Raw genomic sequence first — 15,802 nt, forward strand, 5'->3', positions numbered from 1 at the left:
ATTTGAGGTAGGCATGTTGGTGTTTCCAGAGATTGATCCTGTGGCCTTTTCCATTGGTCCGCTCAAAGTCCATTGGTATGGACTGACTTATCTGTTCGCGTTCATAGCCGCTTGGGGGCTGGCTCTCTGGCGGATTAGGCTTTATCGGCTGGACTGGACACATGAGCAAGTCAGTGATTTGATTTTTTATTGCGCGCTTGGTGTGATTCTCGGTGGGCGTTTAGGCTACATGCTGTTTTATGGCACGAAACAATTAATAGACAACCCGCTGTCCCTTTTTAAATTATGGGAAGGGGGGATGTCGTTTCACGGCGGTTTACTGGGTGTGGCTTTTGCGCTTTGGCTGTTTGTGCGCAAAATTAAAAAGCCGTTTTGGGTGGTCGCTGATTTTGTCGCACCGCTGGTTCCAATAGGTCTTGCGGCAGGACGAGTCGGGAATTTTATAAACGGGGAATTATGGGGAAGACCTGCGAACGTGCCCTGGGCGATGATTTTCCCCGATTCGGATGGCCAGCCCCGTCATCCTTCGCAATTATATGAGTTAGGGCTGGAAGGCGTCGCGCTGTTTATTCTGGTCTGGTGGTATGCCGCCAAACCTCGACCGGCCGGGCGGGTATCGGCTGTTTTTTTAATGGGGTATGCGACAAGCCGTTTTCTGGTCGAGTTTTTTCGTGAACCTGATGTACAATTGGGTTATCTGGCTTTTGGTTGGTTAACCATGGGACAACTTCTTTCCATTCCCATGTTGTTAGCCGGAATTTGGTTGTGGTGGGCTAAACGATGAAAACTTATTTGCGATTACTGGAACATATTCTTCAAAACGGTGTGGAAAAAACGGATCGGACCGGTACGGGCACCCTTTCTGTTTTTGGTTATCAGATGCGTTTTGATCTGGCGAACGGATTTCCTCTGGTGACGACTAAAAAACTGCATACCCGAAGCATTATTCATGAACTGCTCTGGTTTTTGCAAGGCGATACCAATATCCGTTACCTTAATGAAAACGGTGTGACAATCTGGGACGAATGGGCCGATGCCAATGGTGATTTAGGCCCGGTGTATGGTTGCCAATGGCGTAGTTGGCCTACCGCGGACGGACGGACTATCGATCAGTTGTCGGAGGTGGTGAGTCAGATTAAAGCCAATCCTGATTCCAGACGTTTGCTGGTTAGCGCCTGGAATGTGGGGGAGCTGGATAAAATGGCTCTTATGCCCTGCCACGCACTTTTCCAGTTTTATGTGGCCCAAGGGCGTTTATCCTGCCAGTTGTATCAGCGTTCCGCCGATGTGTTTTTAGGGGTGCCTTTTAACATAGCATCCTATGCTCTGCTGACGCATATGGTGGCAGAGCAATGCGGCCTCAAAGCAGGTGAATTTGTCTGGACCGGCGGTGATTGCCATTTATATCTCAATCATCTCGAGCAGGCGCGAACACAATTGACCCGTGACCCGTTTCCTTTGCCGAAACTGGTTATGCAACGTCATCCGGACAGTTTGTTTGATTACCGGTTTGAGGACTTTGTGTTTGAAGGCTACCAGTCTCACGCTGCCATCAAGGCTCCCATTGCGGTTTAGGGTGATTGTTTCGGAGCAACAGCCCCGTGACCAGTAAAAACTGGGCGCTGTAATAGGTCGTCATGACGGCGAGAGCCAGAGCATTACTATGAGGCATTAAAAACAGGTTGATGCCCAATACCCCGTCCGAAATAAAAAACAGGCAAGCGCCGGTTATAATCAAGCCGGCTTGTTGCTCGACTTGCAGCGCGGTAAAAACCATGGCGGATAAGACTATGCCGTAAATAAGAGCCGGTACCGCCAAATCACCCATAGCTGACCATAAATAGGTATACCCGCTGCCGAGAATAGCCAGCATGATTATAAAATAAACCAGGCGCCGGGCTTTAAAGCTGAAATCCTGTAGAAACAGACTGATATAGGCACAGTGCGCCAGAATAAAACAAGCCATGCCGACAGGCAGAGCGGGAGAAACAGGCAGGGTTAGGGCGAGATCACCGACCAGGGAGCTGACAATGGCTGCTGTAAGCCGTCTTTTCAAGCTTACCGACGGTTGCATGGCCGTCCAGGTGAGCCCTAGCAGGCAAACAATGGGCAGGGGTTTTAGCAGGGTAGTAACAGGATAGGAAATAAAGGGTAAGAGGATAAGATAAGCGAGCATGCTGATGAAAAACAAGGTAACGCTTGCTCTTGGTAAGTTATCGGCCATTTCCATGTCCTTATTGTTTTGCCAGTTTAAAGAGTTTAGCGATTAACGGATTCAGGATATACCGTTATTTTGAAAAAAACATATCAGGCTCTGTGCACTTATCTTTTGTCGAAGCAAAAATTGAGCTAATTTAGCTCAAAATTTCGCTTGAATGAGGAGAATAGCCAGCCCTGTTTGACGAATTCAAGCGTTATTTGGAGGAAAATCCCTGCGGATTGTTGGGCAATAATTTGTCGATATGGTGTTTTTGTGATTTAATATGCTTCTTATTGTTGTCCAGGAAATCGCTCGAATGCAAAAAATTCTGATCATTATATTGTCGTCTCTTGTCCTGCTCTCAACGGCAAAAGCCAGTAAGCTCAGCAGATATTTCAATAAGCAGGAAGAAAAAAACCGTGCGGAGCAGCAACGCGAGGTACAACAGGATATGAATTTCAGCGATTTTTCTTTTCGTCTGGAAAAACGTTATACGGATGAGCGTGGTGAGCGTTGTCGTGACTATGTGTTCCGTTCGCGAAGCAATCCTTATCGACACGGCTATTACACGGTTTGTGAGGAGCGATAAGCGTTATTGTTACATGGATGTACCTGTCGGCTTCGGTATTTTCCCCCGCTCATTCAGTCTTGCGGATACTCAGGGAAGTCGCCCCCACTTGATTTATTTAGAGTGTTTCTATATGATGACTCATGCGCTGCAAAAATGAACTTAGTGTTTTAAGTTTGTTCAGGATAGCAGGCCAGGTTCAACTTATAGCAACGAGGATGTTTGATGTCTACGAATGACGTGGGGGTTTTAGCTCAGGATACGCAAATTCAGGTTTCAGAATGGCGTAAACAAGATACCATCTGGATGCTCGGCCTTTATGGAACGGCCATTGGAGCCGGAACACTTTTTCTTCCAATTGACGCCGGGATGAATGGCATTTGGCCTTTGTTGATCATGGTGTTGCTGGCTTTTCCCATGACGTATTATTCGCATCGGGCCTTGTGTCGTTTTGTGCTGTCCGGATCCTCCTCGAAAGCCGATATTACAACGGTGGTGGATGAGCATTTTGGCCCAACGGCCGGTAAATTGCTGACGTTTCTCTACTTTTTTGCGATTTATCCTATTTTATTGATGTACAGCGTGGCTATTACCAATACCACCCAGAGTTTTCTGATCCATCAAATGGGCGTTACGCCACCTCCCAGAGCCTTGTTGTCGATTGTATTGATTTTATTGTTAATGGGGGTTGTTCGTTTTGGACAGCAAACCATTGTGAAATCCATGAGTGTACTGGTTTACCCCTTTATTTTCATCCTGATGATTATGGCTCTTTATCTGATTCCTCACTGGAATAGTACGGTTTTCTCAACCGGATTCAGTCTGGGGGCAACGGGGCAGTCGCATGGGTTGCTCATGAGCTTGTGGCTGGGCATACCGGTTATTATTTTTTCCTTTAATCATTCGCCTATTATCTCATCCTTTGCTGTCAGTCAGAGGCAACAGTATGGCCTGGATGCCGAAATAAAAAGCAGGAAAATACTGAAATACAGCCATCTTATGATGGTAGGTACCGTGATGTTTTTTGTATTTAGTTGCGTGTTCAGTCTGTCTCCCCAGGATTTGGCTCAGGCCAAACAGCAAAATATTTCCATTTTGTCTTATCTTGCCAATCACTTTAATACCCCTCTGATTGCCTATGCGGCTCCGGTCATTGCTTTTGTCGCCATTTCAAAATCGTTTCTTGGCCATTATCTTGGTGCCAGTGAAGGGCTTTATGGCATGATGACCAAAGCTTTGGCCAGTCGGAACAAATCAAGCAGCCGTTATCGACTTTATCTGATTATCGATGCGTTCATGATTCTGACCTGCTGGATTGTGGCAACCGTCAATCCCAGCATTTTAGGTATGATTGAAACCCTGGGTGGACCGATTATAGCGATGATTCTGTTTCTGATGCCTATGTATGCGATTTTAAAAGTACCCGCCATGTCGAAGTATCAGCATGTTATCAGCGATGTGTTTATCAGCCTTGTCGGTATTGTTGCGATTTCCGCAATTATTTACGGACTGATGGTGTGGTAAAGGCAACCCAACCGATTAAAATGAAATGGATGAGGTACTAGTGCGCCTCATCCCAGTTGGAGCCTTCGCCGATTGAAACCCGTAAGGGAACATCCAGCGACACAACATTTTCCATCAGATCACGAATACGTTGCTTGCTTGTTTCAATCGCCGGATCCGGAACTTCAAAAACCAGCTCGTCATGAACCTGCATGATCATCGTGGCTGATGGTTGTTGTTGATGACGCTGCCAGTCGGCGATAGCTATCATGGCCTTTTTGATGATGTCGGCGGCCGTACCCTGCATGGGGGCGTTAATAGCCGTACGTTCGGCGGCTTTCTGACGCATCATGTTGCGGGAATTGATTTCCGGTAAATGCAGACGCCGCCCGAATAACGTTTCCACAAACCCCTGCTCGTGAGCCTGTTTACGGGTGCGTGTCATGTAATCAAGAACTCCGGGATAGCGTTGGAAATAAAGATCGATGTAATATTGGGCATCCTGGCGTTCTATGCCGAGTTGTTTCGAAAGTCCGAAAGCCGACATACCATAGATAAGACCGAAATTAACCGCCTTGGCTCTGCGTCGTTGTTCGGAGCTCACATCCTCCAGAGCCACCTGAAAAATTTCACTCGCCGTGGCGGCATGAATATCCCAGTCGTTAGCAAACGCTTTCAGGAGATTGCTGTCCTGGGACAAGTGGGCCATGATCCGCAACTCAATCTGGGAATAGTCTGCGGCAACAATGATGTGGCCGGGAGGGGCGATAAAGGCTTTACGAATCAACCGACCTTCCTCGGTTCTTACAGGAATGTTCTGCAAATTGGGTTCACTGGATGATAATCGACCGGTTGCGGCAACAGCCTGGTTATAGGATGTGTGCACCCGGTGTGTGTGGGTGTTGATGCGCTTGGGTAACGCGTCGATGTAGGTGGAAACCAGTTTGCTCAAGCTGCGGTATTCCAGAATGACGGCCGGCAAACGATAATCGAAAGCCAGCTCCTGCAAGACCGATTCCGCCGTGGAAGGTTGGCCCGTCGGAGTTTTGGACAGCACCGGTAATTGCAATTGATCAAACAAAATTTCCTGCAATTGCTTGGGTGAGTTCAGGTTAAAGGGTTTGCCGGCCAGATCCAGAGCGTCTTTTTCAAGCGCGGCCATACGCTCCTTGAGTCGTTTACCGTGCAGGGCCAATGATATTTCATCAATCATGACACCATGCCGTTCAATATCAGCCAGTACGGTGAGCAGAGGTATTTCAATATTAGTCAATACATGGCGCAGGCGATCATCCAGCATGGGAAAGAGCGTTTGATGCAGTTTCAGGGTAATGTCGGCGTCTTCGGCCGCATAGGGTGCGGCACTGGCAATCGGGATCTGATCAAAGCGCAATTGTCTGGCGCCTTTTCCGGCGACTTCTTCAAAGCTTATGGTTTTATAGCCTAAATATTTTAATGCCAGTGAATCCATATCATGGCGTCCGGCACTGCTGTTTAAAATATAGGATTCCAGCATGGTATCGTAAACGATACCATGCAACGTAATGTCGTAGTTTTTAAAAACATTGTAATCGTATTTTAAATTCTGGCCGATTTTGCCAATGTCCTTGTTTTCAAGCAGGGGTTTCAGGGCATTGAGCACATCATTACGGCGCAGTTGCTGGCAATCATCTTCATGCGCCAGGGGAATGTAAGCGGCGTTATCGGCTTCAATGGCCAGAGCGATGCCTACAATTTCAGCTTCCAGAGGATTAAGGCTGGTTGTTTCGGTATCTACGCAAAATTGCTGGCAATGGTTTAATTGCTGAAGCCAGTCCTGAAATTGCGCCTGTGTTGTGATAATGGTGTAATGGTTGGCCGTGTTGGTGTTGTCATCGCCGTCGGCCGATTGTTGCCCTTCCTCTTCCAATAACTCTTTTAACCAGGATTTGAACTCCAGTTCCCGGGTCAGGCTGATTAATTGATCGCGCTTTGGGGGGGTAATTGTCAACTCGTTAAAGGAGAGGGGCAGTTCCAGATCCGTTTTGATGGTCACCAGTTTTTTGGAAAGGGGTAAATGATCAAGACTTGCTCGCAGCGATTCCCCAATCTTGCCGGTGATGTCATCGGCGTGTTCGATCAAATTGTCCAGAGTCTGGTATTGCTCCAGCCATTTGACGGCCGTTTTTGGCCCGCATTTGTGAACGCCGGGGATGTTATCCACCGTGTCGCCCACCAGTGTCAGATAGTCGATGATTTGCTTTGGAGTGACGCCGAATTTTTCCTTGACGCCTTGTTCATTCAATTGCTGGCTGGTCATGGTGTTGATCAGCGTCACATGGTGGTTGACCAATTGAGCCATATCCTTATCACCGGTGGAGATAACCACATCCTGTTTCCCGGAAGTGGCTTGTCGCGCCAGCGTTCCAATGACATCATCCGCCTCCACGCCGTCTATAATCAGCAAAGGCAACCCCATGGCGGTTAGCAGCTCCATTAACGGTTGAAACTGGCTGCTCAATTCAGGGGGCATGGGCGGGCGGTTGGCTTTGTATTCCGGATACCATTCATCCCGGAATGTTTTGCCCTTGCTGTCGAAGACCACGGCGATTTGTTCCGGCCGGTAATCCTTGATTAGCCGTTTTACCATATTAGCCACCCCGTAAATCGCGCCGGTAGGTTGTCCCTTGGAGTTGGTCAGGGGAGGCAGGGCGTGGAAGGCGCGAAAAAAATAGGAGGAACCATCAACCAGAATCAGGGGGGCGGTCATTGCTCTTTCTCTTCGTATTGGGCCAGGCGAGCTCCTAGCTCATTGACCTTTTCACTTAATGATTTCAGATTTTTACGCATCATGGGAATGCGAGTCAGTGACAATTCCTGCTCAATAGCCTTGTCTCGGGGTCTGGCGGGATTGCCCAGATAAACATTTCCTTCCAGCAAGTGTTTTTTCGGCGGAACGCCGGCGCGAGCGGCCAGAATGACGCCGTCATCAATGCGAACATGATCGCTAACCCCGACATTGGCCGCAAAAATCACGTTATCGCCGCTGGTTGTGCTGCCTGCTATGCCGGTAAAGGCGCAGAGGATATTACGCTTGCCTAATTTGACGGAATGGGCAACCTGGACAAGGTTATCAATCTTGGTGCCGGCACCAATCACGGTGGCTCCCATCGTGGCGCGGTCTACGACGGTATTGGCACCAATTTCGACATCGTCTTCAATGACAACATTGCCGAGATGCGGCATTTTAAGGTGCTGCCCATCGACAAACGTATATCCGAACCCGTCAGAGCCTATCACACTGGAAGCGTGCAGACAGACACGAGCGCCAAGCTGGCAGTCGTCATAAATGGTCACATGCGGGTGTATGACGGAATGTTCGCCGATGATGACGTTTCTGCCGATATTGACATGCCCTTTAATGATGCAGTTATCACCGATGACCGCACCTGATTCGATGACGCAGTAAGGACCGACGGTGATGTTTTTGCCCAGGACGGCATCGTCCGCGACAACCGCCGTCGGATGTATGCCTGGAATCGGTTGGCTGCGTGGATAGAAATGATTGAGCAACTGAATGAATGCCTTGAAAGGGTGGGCAACCTGAATAACCGGTTTCTCCTTGCTGGTCATTTGCCGGTTAACCAGTATGGCACCAGCCGCCGATTGTTCCGCTGCTTTCAGGTTGTCGTTGCCATCTGCAAACACCAGGGAGCCGGTCATAATATTATCTATGGGTGAAAGCGAGGTAATAGTTATTTGCTCGTTACCAATCACGATACCCTGCACTAAATTTGCTATTTCAAACAACGATGCATTCATTAACTAACCTATCGATCCTGCAAAATAGAGGGATTATAGCGCGATGCGAGTTCAGTTGCGACGTTTTCTCGTTTATAAGATCAGGAATTGTTTTTCTATGGTCAGGGTGCGCGTTGCAGCAGCATCACCGCATTGGCGCCACCAAAGGCGAAATGTTGCGACAAGGCAATATCTACGCGCTGTTTGCGGGCATGATTGGCTATGTAATCCAGATCGCAGGCGGGATCCGGATTGTGTAAATTAATGGTGGGCAACAGAATATCGTTTTTAAGACTTAATATGGTCGCAACAATTTCCATGGCTCCGGCGGCACCGATGGCGTGTCCGGTCATGGCTTTCTGGGCCGTAACCGGGATTTCGTAGGCGCGTTTACCAAAAACCGTTTTGATGGTTTCCGTCTCGATGATATCGTTGAGCACAGTTCCTGTGCCGTGGGCGTTAATGTATTGGATGTCGCCCGTACCAAGTCTGGCGTCGTCCAGAGCGGTGTTGACCGCTTGAATTTGTCCCTGGCTGCTGGGTGCCGTGACATGATACGCGTCGCAACTTGCTCCAAATCCGACGATTTCAGCCAAAATGTTGGCTCCCCTTGCCCTGGCATGTTGTAATTCTTCCAGAATTAATATCGCGGCGCCATCGGCCATAACCATGCCGTCACGATTTTTATCAAAAGGACGGCAGGATTGTTCCGGCTGTTCATTATTGGTCGACATAACCCGCAGCTTGCACCAGGCGGCCATCAGAGATTCCCAGAGGAGGGATTCGGTGCCGCCGCATACCGCAACGGACAGGCGTCCCTGGGCAATCTGTTGATAGGCGTTGCCTATGGCTTCCGCAGAGGAAACGCAGGCGTTGGAAACCGTGGAGTTGGGGCCTCTCAAGCCAAAGGCAATGGCGATGTGATTGGCAACCGAATTGGGCATACCGCGAATGACGCTTAACGCGGGTATTTTTTTCCAGCTTTCAAGGAAGAACGATTTGTAGGCAGACTCCAGTTCCGGCGTCCCTCCCAGACTTGTGCCTATAAAGGTTCCGCCGTGCAACAGATCCGCAGGTTCCAGACCCGACCGTTCTATAGCATGGTGACAGCAATACAGGGCATATTGGGTCGCGCGGGGATAACGTCTGCTTTTGTTAAATTCCGGCAAATGATCAAGGGAAAAATCCCTGATTTCCCCCGCAATTCGGGTGGGGTAAGGGGTTGCGTCATAATTTTCTATATGTTTAATTCCGCATTGTCCTGCTACGGCTGCCTGCCAGAAGGCTTCAAGACTGCAACCGATGGAGGATACAATCTCCATGCCGGTGATGACTACTCTTTTTTTCATTCCTTACCCTTCGCGCTTTCCATAAGCGATAAAAAGCAATACTAATGGGATGCAAGAAAATCTGTCAAGCCGAATTATGACTTTACCGGGAAAAAGCGACGGTCTTGTCAGCTACGGCTTATTTTTCACCTCAGGTGAGGTTGCTATTCATTTTTCTTGCCGCAAGCATCTTTTGCAGCTGGGCGACAGGAATATACCAGTAATCGCGTTCAAGCACTATTTTGAAACCGTGTCGTAAATAGAGATCCAGTGCATGACGATTGCTGGTTTCAACGTCCAGGGCAATTTTGGCTTTACCCTGGGTTAACGCCTGATTGATACAGAAAGAAAGAAGTTCGCTGCCTAATCCTTGACCCTGAAATTCCGGTAAAATGGCAATGTCGGAGAAAAAAGCAAGGTTCTCTTGCCAGTGAATATGTGCCTTCCCGACTGGTTTGTTCTGGTGCAGTGCGATGAACAGGGAATAGTTGTTGTCATTCAGCAAGTTGTAAAAATGAGGGGGCATGCTGGAAAAGCTGTCCTGAAAACAGGCTTTGTCAATGGTGGCCAGAGTGTCGACGTCTTCTTCCGTCGCTTTGCGTATGACAAGTTTGGGGTTGTTTCTGAGAATGGGGTCGTAACCCTCCCGTTGCATGTGGTATTCCGTTTGCTGGTAACTGAATCCCAGATTGGGCAGCCAGTGATCATGCAGGGCGGTTGGGGTGGAAAAAACCATAATATCCAGATTTTTGGCAATCACCAGAGGCAGTATGGTTTCCACCAATTGCGTCGCTATCCCTTGCCGGCGATGGGTTGGTGCGACCATAACGCTTATTTCACACGCGTTGGTATAAAAAAAATAAGCGCCAAGAAAGGCAATCAGTTTGTCATTCTGGTAAAAAAAGACGTTACTTTCAGCGTCTCGTTTATGGATTAATATATGACGGTACAAAGCCGGTAAGCCGCCGTCGTTTTTTTTACAGAGTTCGGCCAGTTCGTCAAGGGCTTGCAACTGTGATTCGGTGACTTGGCGATTACAGATTAACATGATAGCTCTTATGAAAATAATTTAATTATTGCACAAAATTTTTATTTTTTGCCATATACTTTGTCATTAACAGGTTTTTTACTGTTATATGATATCGTATTTCTTTCCGAAGCAGGCAATTTCGTTTCGGCACGTTCATGGATCAGTTTTTTCCAATACGGTTGCATGTCAGGTTCAACGCCATAATGCTTTTTTAAAGCAAGCAAGGTACTCCAGCCCCACCAGTTGTCCGTCCAGCTTTGGTCATGAGGATTGGTGATATCCTTTCTCCGCATCAGTTTTTTTCTTTTCTGATCCCAGTAAAACAAGGCCGAGATCGCCTCTTTTGCTTCCGGGCCGTATTCATCAGCCTGGGGGATATCGCCTGAATTATCGGTTGCCGGTGCGGAGTAACCCTGGTAGTAAGCGGTAAAAATGTCATCGACGGAATGTTGCAGGGCATTGGCCAGTTGTTGCCGATTTTCTTTATTGGCCGAATTGAAATAGGAGAAATCCCCGAATACCGACCAGTGATGACCATGGCCGTTATGAACGCGGATGCCTTGCTCGTTTTCTTCGTTATGCATGTAGTTAGCGAGAAGAGAACCAACGACTTCAGGAGTAATTTGTTCCTGTAGTTCTCTTCGCGGAGTGCGCAAGTGCCCTGCGGCAAATAAATCGGATAAATAATGACAGGCCAGCGCATCAAGCGCGTAAGCCTGTTCCAGATCGCCCCGCTTACCGCTGTGATGCGCTCTTATTGCCTGCTCAATGGCTAACTGATGGCCGGTGATATAAGCTATTTCAGCAAAGGGTGAAAAATGATCGTAGTTTTTCATGGCGAGTTTTAAATAACGTCCCGGTACCAGCCACCAGCCGGAACTGGTACAACCGCCACCGGTAATACAATTAATCTGACGCCCCACTTCATTGCCAATGCGCCGGTAAACCTCTTCCGGTGATTCCCCGGCTTTCCTTGCGTCTTCGATAGTTTTTAATTCATTCGCTATCACCTGATTCAACTGGATTGCCTCAGTAACGGCACTTTTTTCTTCGGCCAGAGTGGCGAAGGCGGCGAGAAAACGCTGACGCCGTGCCGTTTGATTTTTTCCAAGCGCGACCGGTTTGCCCACTACGCCAAAGAGATCACCCAAGCTGATGATATGTCCATAAGTCACGGCCAGCCCGTTATTTAAATGCAGCAAGGTGTTTTTCTCCCCGGGTGTCTGGGGATCAAATTTCAGCAGCACTTGCTGTCCCGCAGCCAGGTGCTCGGAAAGGGCGAAACTCTGATCCGCGTACGCCGGGATAGTTGCGTTAATCAGTAAAACAAGCAGCCAGAAAAGTTTCATAGCATCACCCTGCCGGAAAAAATTTGCTTTAAAAACGCGCCCTAGTCAAAGGAATCATCATTCGCGCAATGGTTGTTTTGCGGTTTATTTTTTTTGACCCATCGTTTGTAGGCTATCGGTAACAAGGACAGTAAAGCCAGGCCAAGGAGAGGCAGTAAAATAACCGGTTTGAAAATAATGGCGAGATTAGGCGTCTGGCCACTGGCAAAAATGGCGTTTAAGCCATTGCCAATAGAGACATAAACAAATGTGCCCGGAATAATGCCGATCAGCGTGGCTGTAATGAACAGACGGGCAGGGACGTTGAGCAAGGCCGGAACGATATTCACCAGCCAGAAAGGAAAAACTGGAATAAGGCGCAGTACCAGCAGATAATGGAAAGCGTCTTGCTGAAACCCGTCCCGCATCGCAGCCAGCCGTCCGGCCGTTTTTTTAGTCATCCAGTCAGCCAGGGCCAGACGCACAGCCAGATACAACAGTGTTGCCCCCAGTGTCGCACTCAATACGACATAAACGGTGCCCCCCAACGGCCCGAACAGAAATCCGCCTGCCAGCGTCAGAAAAACCGCTCCGGGAATCGATACGGCCACCGCCACGATATAAACAAGGCAAAACAGGAGTGCGACCTGAACGTAATGGTCATTGGTCCACTGCTCCAACGCCTGGTGGTGTTGTTGCAGGGACTTGAAGCTTAAATAATTCTGCAGGCCGAAACTAAAAAAAAGAACAAGCAGCAAAAGCAGCAGAATTAACGGGATAAAGCGTCGTATGAATGCGTTAATTTTCGAAGAGGTAGAGATATTGTCCATAACCTTCTTTTTCCATGTCTTTTTTAGGAATGAAACGCATCGCGGCCGAATTCATGCAATAACGCAAACCGGTTGGTTTCGGTCCGTCATGAAAAACATGGCCAAGATGGGAGTCGCCGTATTTGGAGCGAACCTCGGTGCGAACAAAAAACAACCATGTCCGGTCTTTTTTCTGGACAATGAATTGCGGATCGACAGGCTTGGTAAAACTGGGCCAACCGGTACCGGAAACGAATTTATCCGTTGAACTGAACAAGGGTTCGCCCGATACGATATCGACGTAAATGCCTTCTTTCTTGTTATTCCAGTAGGTATTTTCAAAAGGCTTTTCAGTGGCTGATTTCTGAGTAACCTGATATTGCAGGGGGGTTAATTCCTTCAATCTCTTTGCCTTGTCAAAGTCAGGCACATACTCTGCCATCAGTTGGCCGGCAAGCAGAAATACAGCCAGTCCTGTTAATATCCGTTTAGTTTTTCGCATGGCTCCACACCTCTTTCACACGTTGATCCCGGCCGCAACGGTAACGATAATATTTGTAGCGCAAGGGATTTTTCTGATAATAATTCTGATGATACCCTTCTGCGGCATAAAACCGGGTAGAGGGAACCACCTCCGTGTAAACCTGTTTAAATTGTTTTTCCAGCGATTTTCTAGCCGCGAGGGCGATTTTCTTTTGTTGATCATTGAGGTAAAAAATAGCGCTTCGGTACTGATGGCCATGATCGCAAAACTGGGCGTCCTTTACGGTCGGGTCAATGTGATGAACGAAATAATCGACTAATTGACGATAACTGACCTGATCCGGATTATAAATGACTTTGACCGACTCGGCGTATGCCGTGCCGCCTGCGGAAACCTGGGAATAGGTCGGATTTTCAGTAGAGCCGCCATCAAAGCCTGATATGGTTGCCAAAACACCCTTGACCTTGTCAAAGTCGGCTTCCACGCACCAGAAACATCCTCCGGCAAAAATAGCTTGTGCCGTTTTGGCAAAAGCGGTGTTGGTAACGAGCAGAAAGCAGAGTAAAAGCCTGTACATAATAGTTCTCGTTGATATATAAAACATCATAGCATAATCCGTTTGATTCAGTTATTACGTAACCATAATTCAGCCCGAACGAATTGTCGAATCCGGATCAGGGCCGTTATACAGACCAGAACGGTAAATACGATCGCCAGCATGTTGAAGTAATCCGGTAACAGTACCATGGCGATAAAGAAACAGAACGCTTCCGCCCTCTCCATCAGTCCCGGGCTGTAATGAAAGCTTTTATGAGAATCGTTTTGGGTAAAAATACCGACAACCAGAAAACTGGTAATACAGAGCAGGATACTGCCAAGCATGAGAATCACAGTCAACGCCCTTTCCTGGGGGTTCAGAAGATAAAACGTAAAAAGGACGGTAAACTCGACGAATCTGTCCATCATGATATCCAGCACGGAGCCGATGGAGGACGGGTTGTTTTGATGACGGGCAAGCGAACCGTCCAGAGTATCGCAATAGCCGGAAGCCAGCAGAAGCGCAATGGCCAGGATCGTATATCCCATCAGCAAGGCCGGTATGAACAATAGTCCCAGAACACCGGATAACAGGGTAATGTGTACAGGTGAAAACAATCGATCTATTTTGTTTACCAGAGGATCAACCAGAAATTTTTGATAATGGTGGCGCAGAGACTGTTCAAGCATTTGCTGTTCCTTGCTACAGTTAATGACTTTGCAATAATGAGTATCACGACTACCAGCTAGTACTGTTTCCATTTGGTTTTGACAGGTAGCATTGCACAAAGTGCGCCGTTTCTTGTCATTCCCGCCTGCGCGGGAATGACAGGCGCCTGTCAAAACCAAATGGAAGTGGTACTAGCTTATACGGATAAGACTCAATAAGGAATATATGACCGGAGCATCCATGTGGTTGCGACAGGATTTGCGTTCAGGTTTATCGGACATTAACCGAGCCAGAAGAACAACAAAAAAATCAGACTTAAAACAAGAAGCAACGGATGAGGGCGCTGGCGTGCAACCAGTTTCAGGAACGTGAAGAGAATGATGCCTCCTCCTATGCCATCGGCAATGGACGACGTAAAAGGGATCATCATGATGGTGATAAGGCAGGGCGCCGTTTCGCTGATGTCGGTTAATTCCAGATTAGCCAGATGTTTCATCATACAACAGGCGACATACAGAAGCGCCGGACCAACGGCGTAGCCCGGTATCATCTGCGCAAGAGGAAAGAAAAACAGCATGCACAGAAAGCCGGCTGCAACGACCAATGCGGTTACGCCAGTACGTCCTCCGGCCACAATACCGACGGCCGATTCGATGAACGGAGAGGTACTCGCAGAGCCTAAAAGTCCTGCCAAAGTGGAGGCTGCGGCGTCGGAAGACAAACTTTTGCTGAATTGTTGCTGGTAATCCTCGCCCTGTTTTAAAACCGATTGATTCAATAAACCCATCAATGTGCCGGTCGCGTCAAACAAGGCAATGAGAAAAAAGGTGAAAATGGCTTTTATGCCGGTAACGGAGAATAATCCGGAAAAATCAAGCTTGAGAAAAGTTGCCGCCATGGATGGCGGCCAGGCCATGACGCCTTGCCAGGTTGTGAGGCCAAACACAAGACTGAGGAGGCTGATACTTAAAATCCCCAGAATGATAGCTGCCGGTACGGCAAAATAATCAAAGACCAGAATCAGTAGGAAGCCAAGGAAAAACAAGCCGTTTTGCAACGTCGTCATATCGCCCAGCCTCATAAAACCGTGCGCGTCCATGACGATGATCTGATTGTTTTTCAAGGCAATCAAGGCAATCAGCAGACTGATACCCACGAGGATTGCCACTTGCAGGTTGGGCGGGATGGCCTCAAGCAGCAAGCGCCTCAGCCTGGTCAGGGTCAGTAGAAAAAAAATCACGCCTGAAATAAAAACCATGGCCAGCGCGTGTTGCCAGTCAATGCCCATGCCCTGTACCAGGCTATAGGAAAAATAGATGTTAAGCGCCATACCCGGTGCGATAGCTATTGGCGCATTGGCCCACCATCCCGTTAAGGTGCAGGCAAAGGCGGTGACCAGGCACGTCGCGGTAAAAACAGCACCTTGATCCATACCTGCTTTATGGAGAATGGCCGGATTGATAAAAGCGATGTAGGCCATGGTCAGGAAAGTGGTCAGGCCGGCCAGTAATTCTGTTTTAAAGGACGTGTCAGGTGGAAAGTGCTTTTTAATACGATTCATGAAA

At 48.2% G+C, this 15,802-nt stretch carries 15 protein-coding genes; 4 read left to right on the forward strand and 11 right to left on the reverse strand.

Annotated features, from left to right (window positions below; all coding sequences use genetic code 11):
• Window positions 1–13: 13 nt before the first annotated feature.
• Window positions 14–784, forward strand: coding sequence for a prolipoprotein diacylglyceryl transferase (lgt, locus tag CKW05_RS00615; RefSeq protein WP_058484021.1), 771 nt, complete (start codon window positions 14–16; stop codon window positions 782–784).
• Window positions 781–1,575, forward strand: a complete 795-nt coding sequence (gene thyA / locus CKW05_RS00620; RefSeq protein ID WP_058484020.1) for a thymidylate synthase — start codon at window positions 781–783, stop codon at window positions 1,573–1,575. Before lgt ends, thyA begins: the two co-directional genes overlap by 4 nt.
• On the opposite strand, the gene CKW05_RS00625 is transcribed toward thyA, so the two are convergent.
• Window positions 1,553–2,224, reverse strand: coding sequence for a lysoplasmalogenase (locus CKW05_RS00625; RefSeq protein WP_058484019.1), 672 nt, complete (start codon window positions 2,222–2,224; stop codon window positions 1,553–1,555). The two genes, thyA and CKW05_RS00625, sit on opposite strands and share 23 nt — an antisense overlap.
• 292 nt (window positions 2,225–2,516) lie before the next feature.
• Between CKW05_RS00625 and CKW05_RS00630 the strand changes: the two genes are divergently transcribed.
• The gene (locus CKW05_RS00630; protein WP_058484018.1) at window positions 2,517–2,789 is read left to right on the forward strand and encodes a hypothetical protein; all 273 of its coding nucleotides are present in this window, start codon (window positions 2,517–2,519) and stop codon (window positions 2,787–2,789) included.
• Window positions 2,790–2,993: 204 nt separating this feature from the next.
• Window positions 2,994–4,292, forward strand: a complete 1,299-nt coding sequence (locus tag CKW05_RS00635; RefSeq protein ID WP_058484017.1) for a serine/threonine transporter — start codon at window positions 2,994–2,996, stop codon at window positions 4,290–4,292.
• A gap of 37 nt (window positions 4,293–4,329) precedes the next feature.
• Here the strand turns inward: CKW05_RS00635 and polA are convergent, their stop codons facing one another.
• The 10 genes from polA to CKW05_RS00685 all read right to left on the reverse strand — a co-directional run bounded on the left by polA (window position 4,330) and on the right by CKW05_RS00685 (window position 15,798).
• Window positions 4,330–7,020 carry a DNA polymerase I gene (polA, locus tag CKW05_RS00640; RefSeq protein WP_058484016.1) on the reverse strand — a complete coding sequence of 897 codons (2,691 nt, stop codon included), beginning with the start codon at window positions 7,018–7,020 and terminating at the stop codon, window positions 4,330–4,332.
• Window positions 7,017–8,072: a UDP-3-O-(3-hydroxymyristoyl)glucosamine N-acyltransferase gene (gene lpxD / locus CKW05_RS00645; protein WP_058484015.1), complete on the reverse strand. Its 1,056-nt coding sequence runs from the start codon at window positions 8,070–8,072 to the stop codon at window positions 7,017–7,019. Before lpxD ends, polA begins: the two co-directional genes overlap by 4 nt.
• A 101-nt stretch (window positions 8,073–8,173) precedes the next feature.
• Window positions 8,174–9,400 carry a beta-ketoacyl-[acyl-carrier-protein] synthase family protein gene (locus CKW05_RS00650; RefSeq protein WP_058484014.1) on the reverse strand — a complete coding sequence of 409 codons (1,227 nt, stop codon included), beginning with the start codon at window positions 9,398–9,400 and terminating at the stop codon, window positions 8,174–8,176.
• A 130-nt stretch (window positions 9,401–9,530) separates the two neighbouring features.
• Entirely contained in the window at window positions 9,531–10,427 is an 897-nt protein-coding gene (locus tag CKW05_RS00655; protein WP_058484013.1) for a GNAT family N-acetyltransferase, read from the reverse strand.
• Window positions 10,428–10,468: 41 nt separating this feature from the next.
• Window positions 10,469–11,758, reverse strand: coding sequence for a hypothetical protein (locus CKW05_RS00660; RefSeq protein WP_058484012.1), 1,290 nt, complete (start codon window positions 11,756–11,758; stop codon window positions 10,469–10,471).
• Between the two features lie 41 nt (window positions 11,759–11,799).
• Window positions 11,800–12,567 (reverse strand): TVP38/TMEM64 family protein, encoded by a 768-nt coding sequence (locus tag CKW05_RS00665; RefSeq protein WP_197697349.1) that lies wholly within the window; start codon window positions 12,565–12,567, stop codon window positions 11,800–11,802.
• Entirely contained in the window at window positions 12,536–12,988 is a 453-nt protein-coding gene (gene msrB, locus CKW05_RS00670) for a peptide-methionine (R)-S-oxide reductase MsrB (protein ID WP_165481199.1), read from the reverse strand. Before msrB ends, CKW05_RS00665 begins: the two co-directional genes overlap by 32 nt.
• A 46-nt stretch (window positions 12,989–13,034) precedes the next feature.
• A complete protein-coding gene (gene msrA, locus CKW05_RS00675; protein ID WP_231950647.1) occupies window positions 13,035–13,637 on the reverse strand; it encodes a peptide-methionine (S)-S-oxide reductase MsrA in 603 nt (200 codons plus the stop codon).
• A 17-nt stretch (window positions 13,638–13,654) separates the two neighbouring features.
• Window positions 13,655–14,257 carry a CDP-alcohol phosphatidyltransferase family protein gene (locus CKW05_RS00680; protein WP_058484010.1) on the reverse strand — a complete coding sequence of 201 codons (603 nt, stop codon included), beginning with the start codon at window positions 14,255–14,257 and terminating at the stop codon, window positions 13,655–13,657.
• A 260-nt stretch (window positions 14,258–14,517) separates the two neighbouring features.
• Complete coding sequence (locus CKW05_RS00685; protein WP_058484009.1) at window positions 14,518–15,798, reverse strand: NCS2 family permease; 1,281 nt, start codon at window positions 15,796–15,798, stop codon at window positions 14,518–14,520.
• Window positions 15,799–15,802: the final 4 nt, after the last annotated feature.

The sequence above is a fragment of the Legionella spiritensis genome (genome assembly GCF_900186965.1).
GTDB lineage: Bacteria > Pseudomonadota > Gammaproteobacteria > Legionellales > Legionellaceae > Legionella_C > Legionella_C spiritensis.

Excerpts from the sequence above, each read along its gene's own strand:
- CKW05_RS00660 (WP_058484012.1), bottom strand. The coding sequence starts at position 11,758 with ATGAAACTTTTCTGGCTGCTTGTTTTACTGATTAACGCAACTATCCCG.
- CKW05_RS00655 (WP_058484013.1), bottom strand. The coding sequence starts at position 10,427 with ATGTTAATCTGTAATCGCCAAGTCACCGAATCACAGTTGCAAGCCCTT.
- CKW05_RS00685 (WP_058484009.1), bottom strand. The coding sequence starts at position 15,798 with ATGAATCGTATTAAAAAGCACTTTCCACCTGACACGTCCTTTAAAACA.
- lgt (WP_058484021.1), top strand. The coding sequence starts at position 14 with ATGTTGGTGTTTCCAGAGATTGATCCTGTGGCCTTTTCCATTGGTCCG.
- CKW05_RS00650 (WP_058484014.1), bottom strand. The coding sequence starts at position 9,400 with ATGAAAAAAAGAGTAGTCATCACCGGCATGGAGATTGTATCCTCCATC.
- CKW05_RS00665 (WP_197697349.1), bottom strand. The coding sequence starts at position 12,567 with ATGGACAATATCTCTACCTCTTCGAAAATTAACGCATTCATACGACGC.
- polA (WP_058484016.1), bottom strand. The coding sequence starts at position 7,020 with ATGACCGCCCCCCTGATTCTGGTTGATGGTTCCTCCTATTTTTTTCGC.
- msrA (WP_231950647.1), bottom strand. The coding sequence starts at position 13,637 with ATGATGTTTTATATATCAACGAGAACTATTATGTACAGGCTTTTACTC.
- CKW05_RS00680 (WP_058484010.1), bottom strand. The coding sequence starts at position 14,257 with ATGCTTGAACAGTCTCTGCGCCACCATTATCAAAAATTTCTGGTTGAT.
- thyA (WP_058484020.1), top strand. The coding sequence starts at position 781 with ATGAAAACTTATTTGCGATTACTGGAACATATTCTTCAAAACGGTGTG.
- msrB (WP_165481199.1), bottom strand. The coding sequence starts at position 12,988 with ATGGCAGAGTATGTGCCTGACTTTGACAAGGCAAAGAGATTGAAGGAA.
- CKW05_RS00630 (WP_058484018.1), top strand. The coding sequence starts at position 2,517 with ATGCAAAAAATTCTGATCATTATATTGTCGTCTCTTGTCCTGCTCTCA.
- CKW05_RS00635 (WP_058484017.1), top strand. The coding sequence starts at position 2,994 with ATGTCTACGAATGACGTGGGGGTTTTAGCTCAGGATACGCAAATTCAG.
- CKW05_RS00625 (WP_058484019.1), bottom strand. The coding sequence starts at position 2,224 with ATGGCCGATAACTTACCAAGAGCAAGCGTTACCTTGTTTTTCATCAGC.
- lpxD (WP_058484015.1), bottom strand. The coding sequence starts at position 8,072 with ATGAATGCATCGTTGTTTGAAATAGCAAATTTAGTGCAGGGTATCGTG.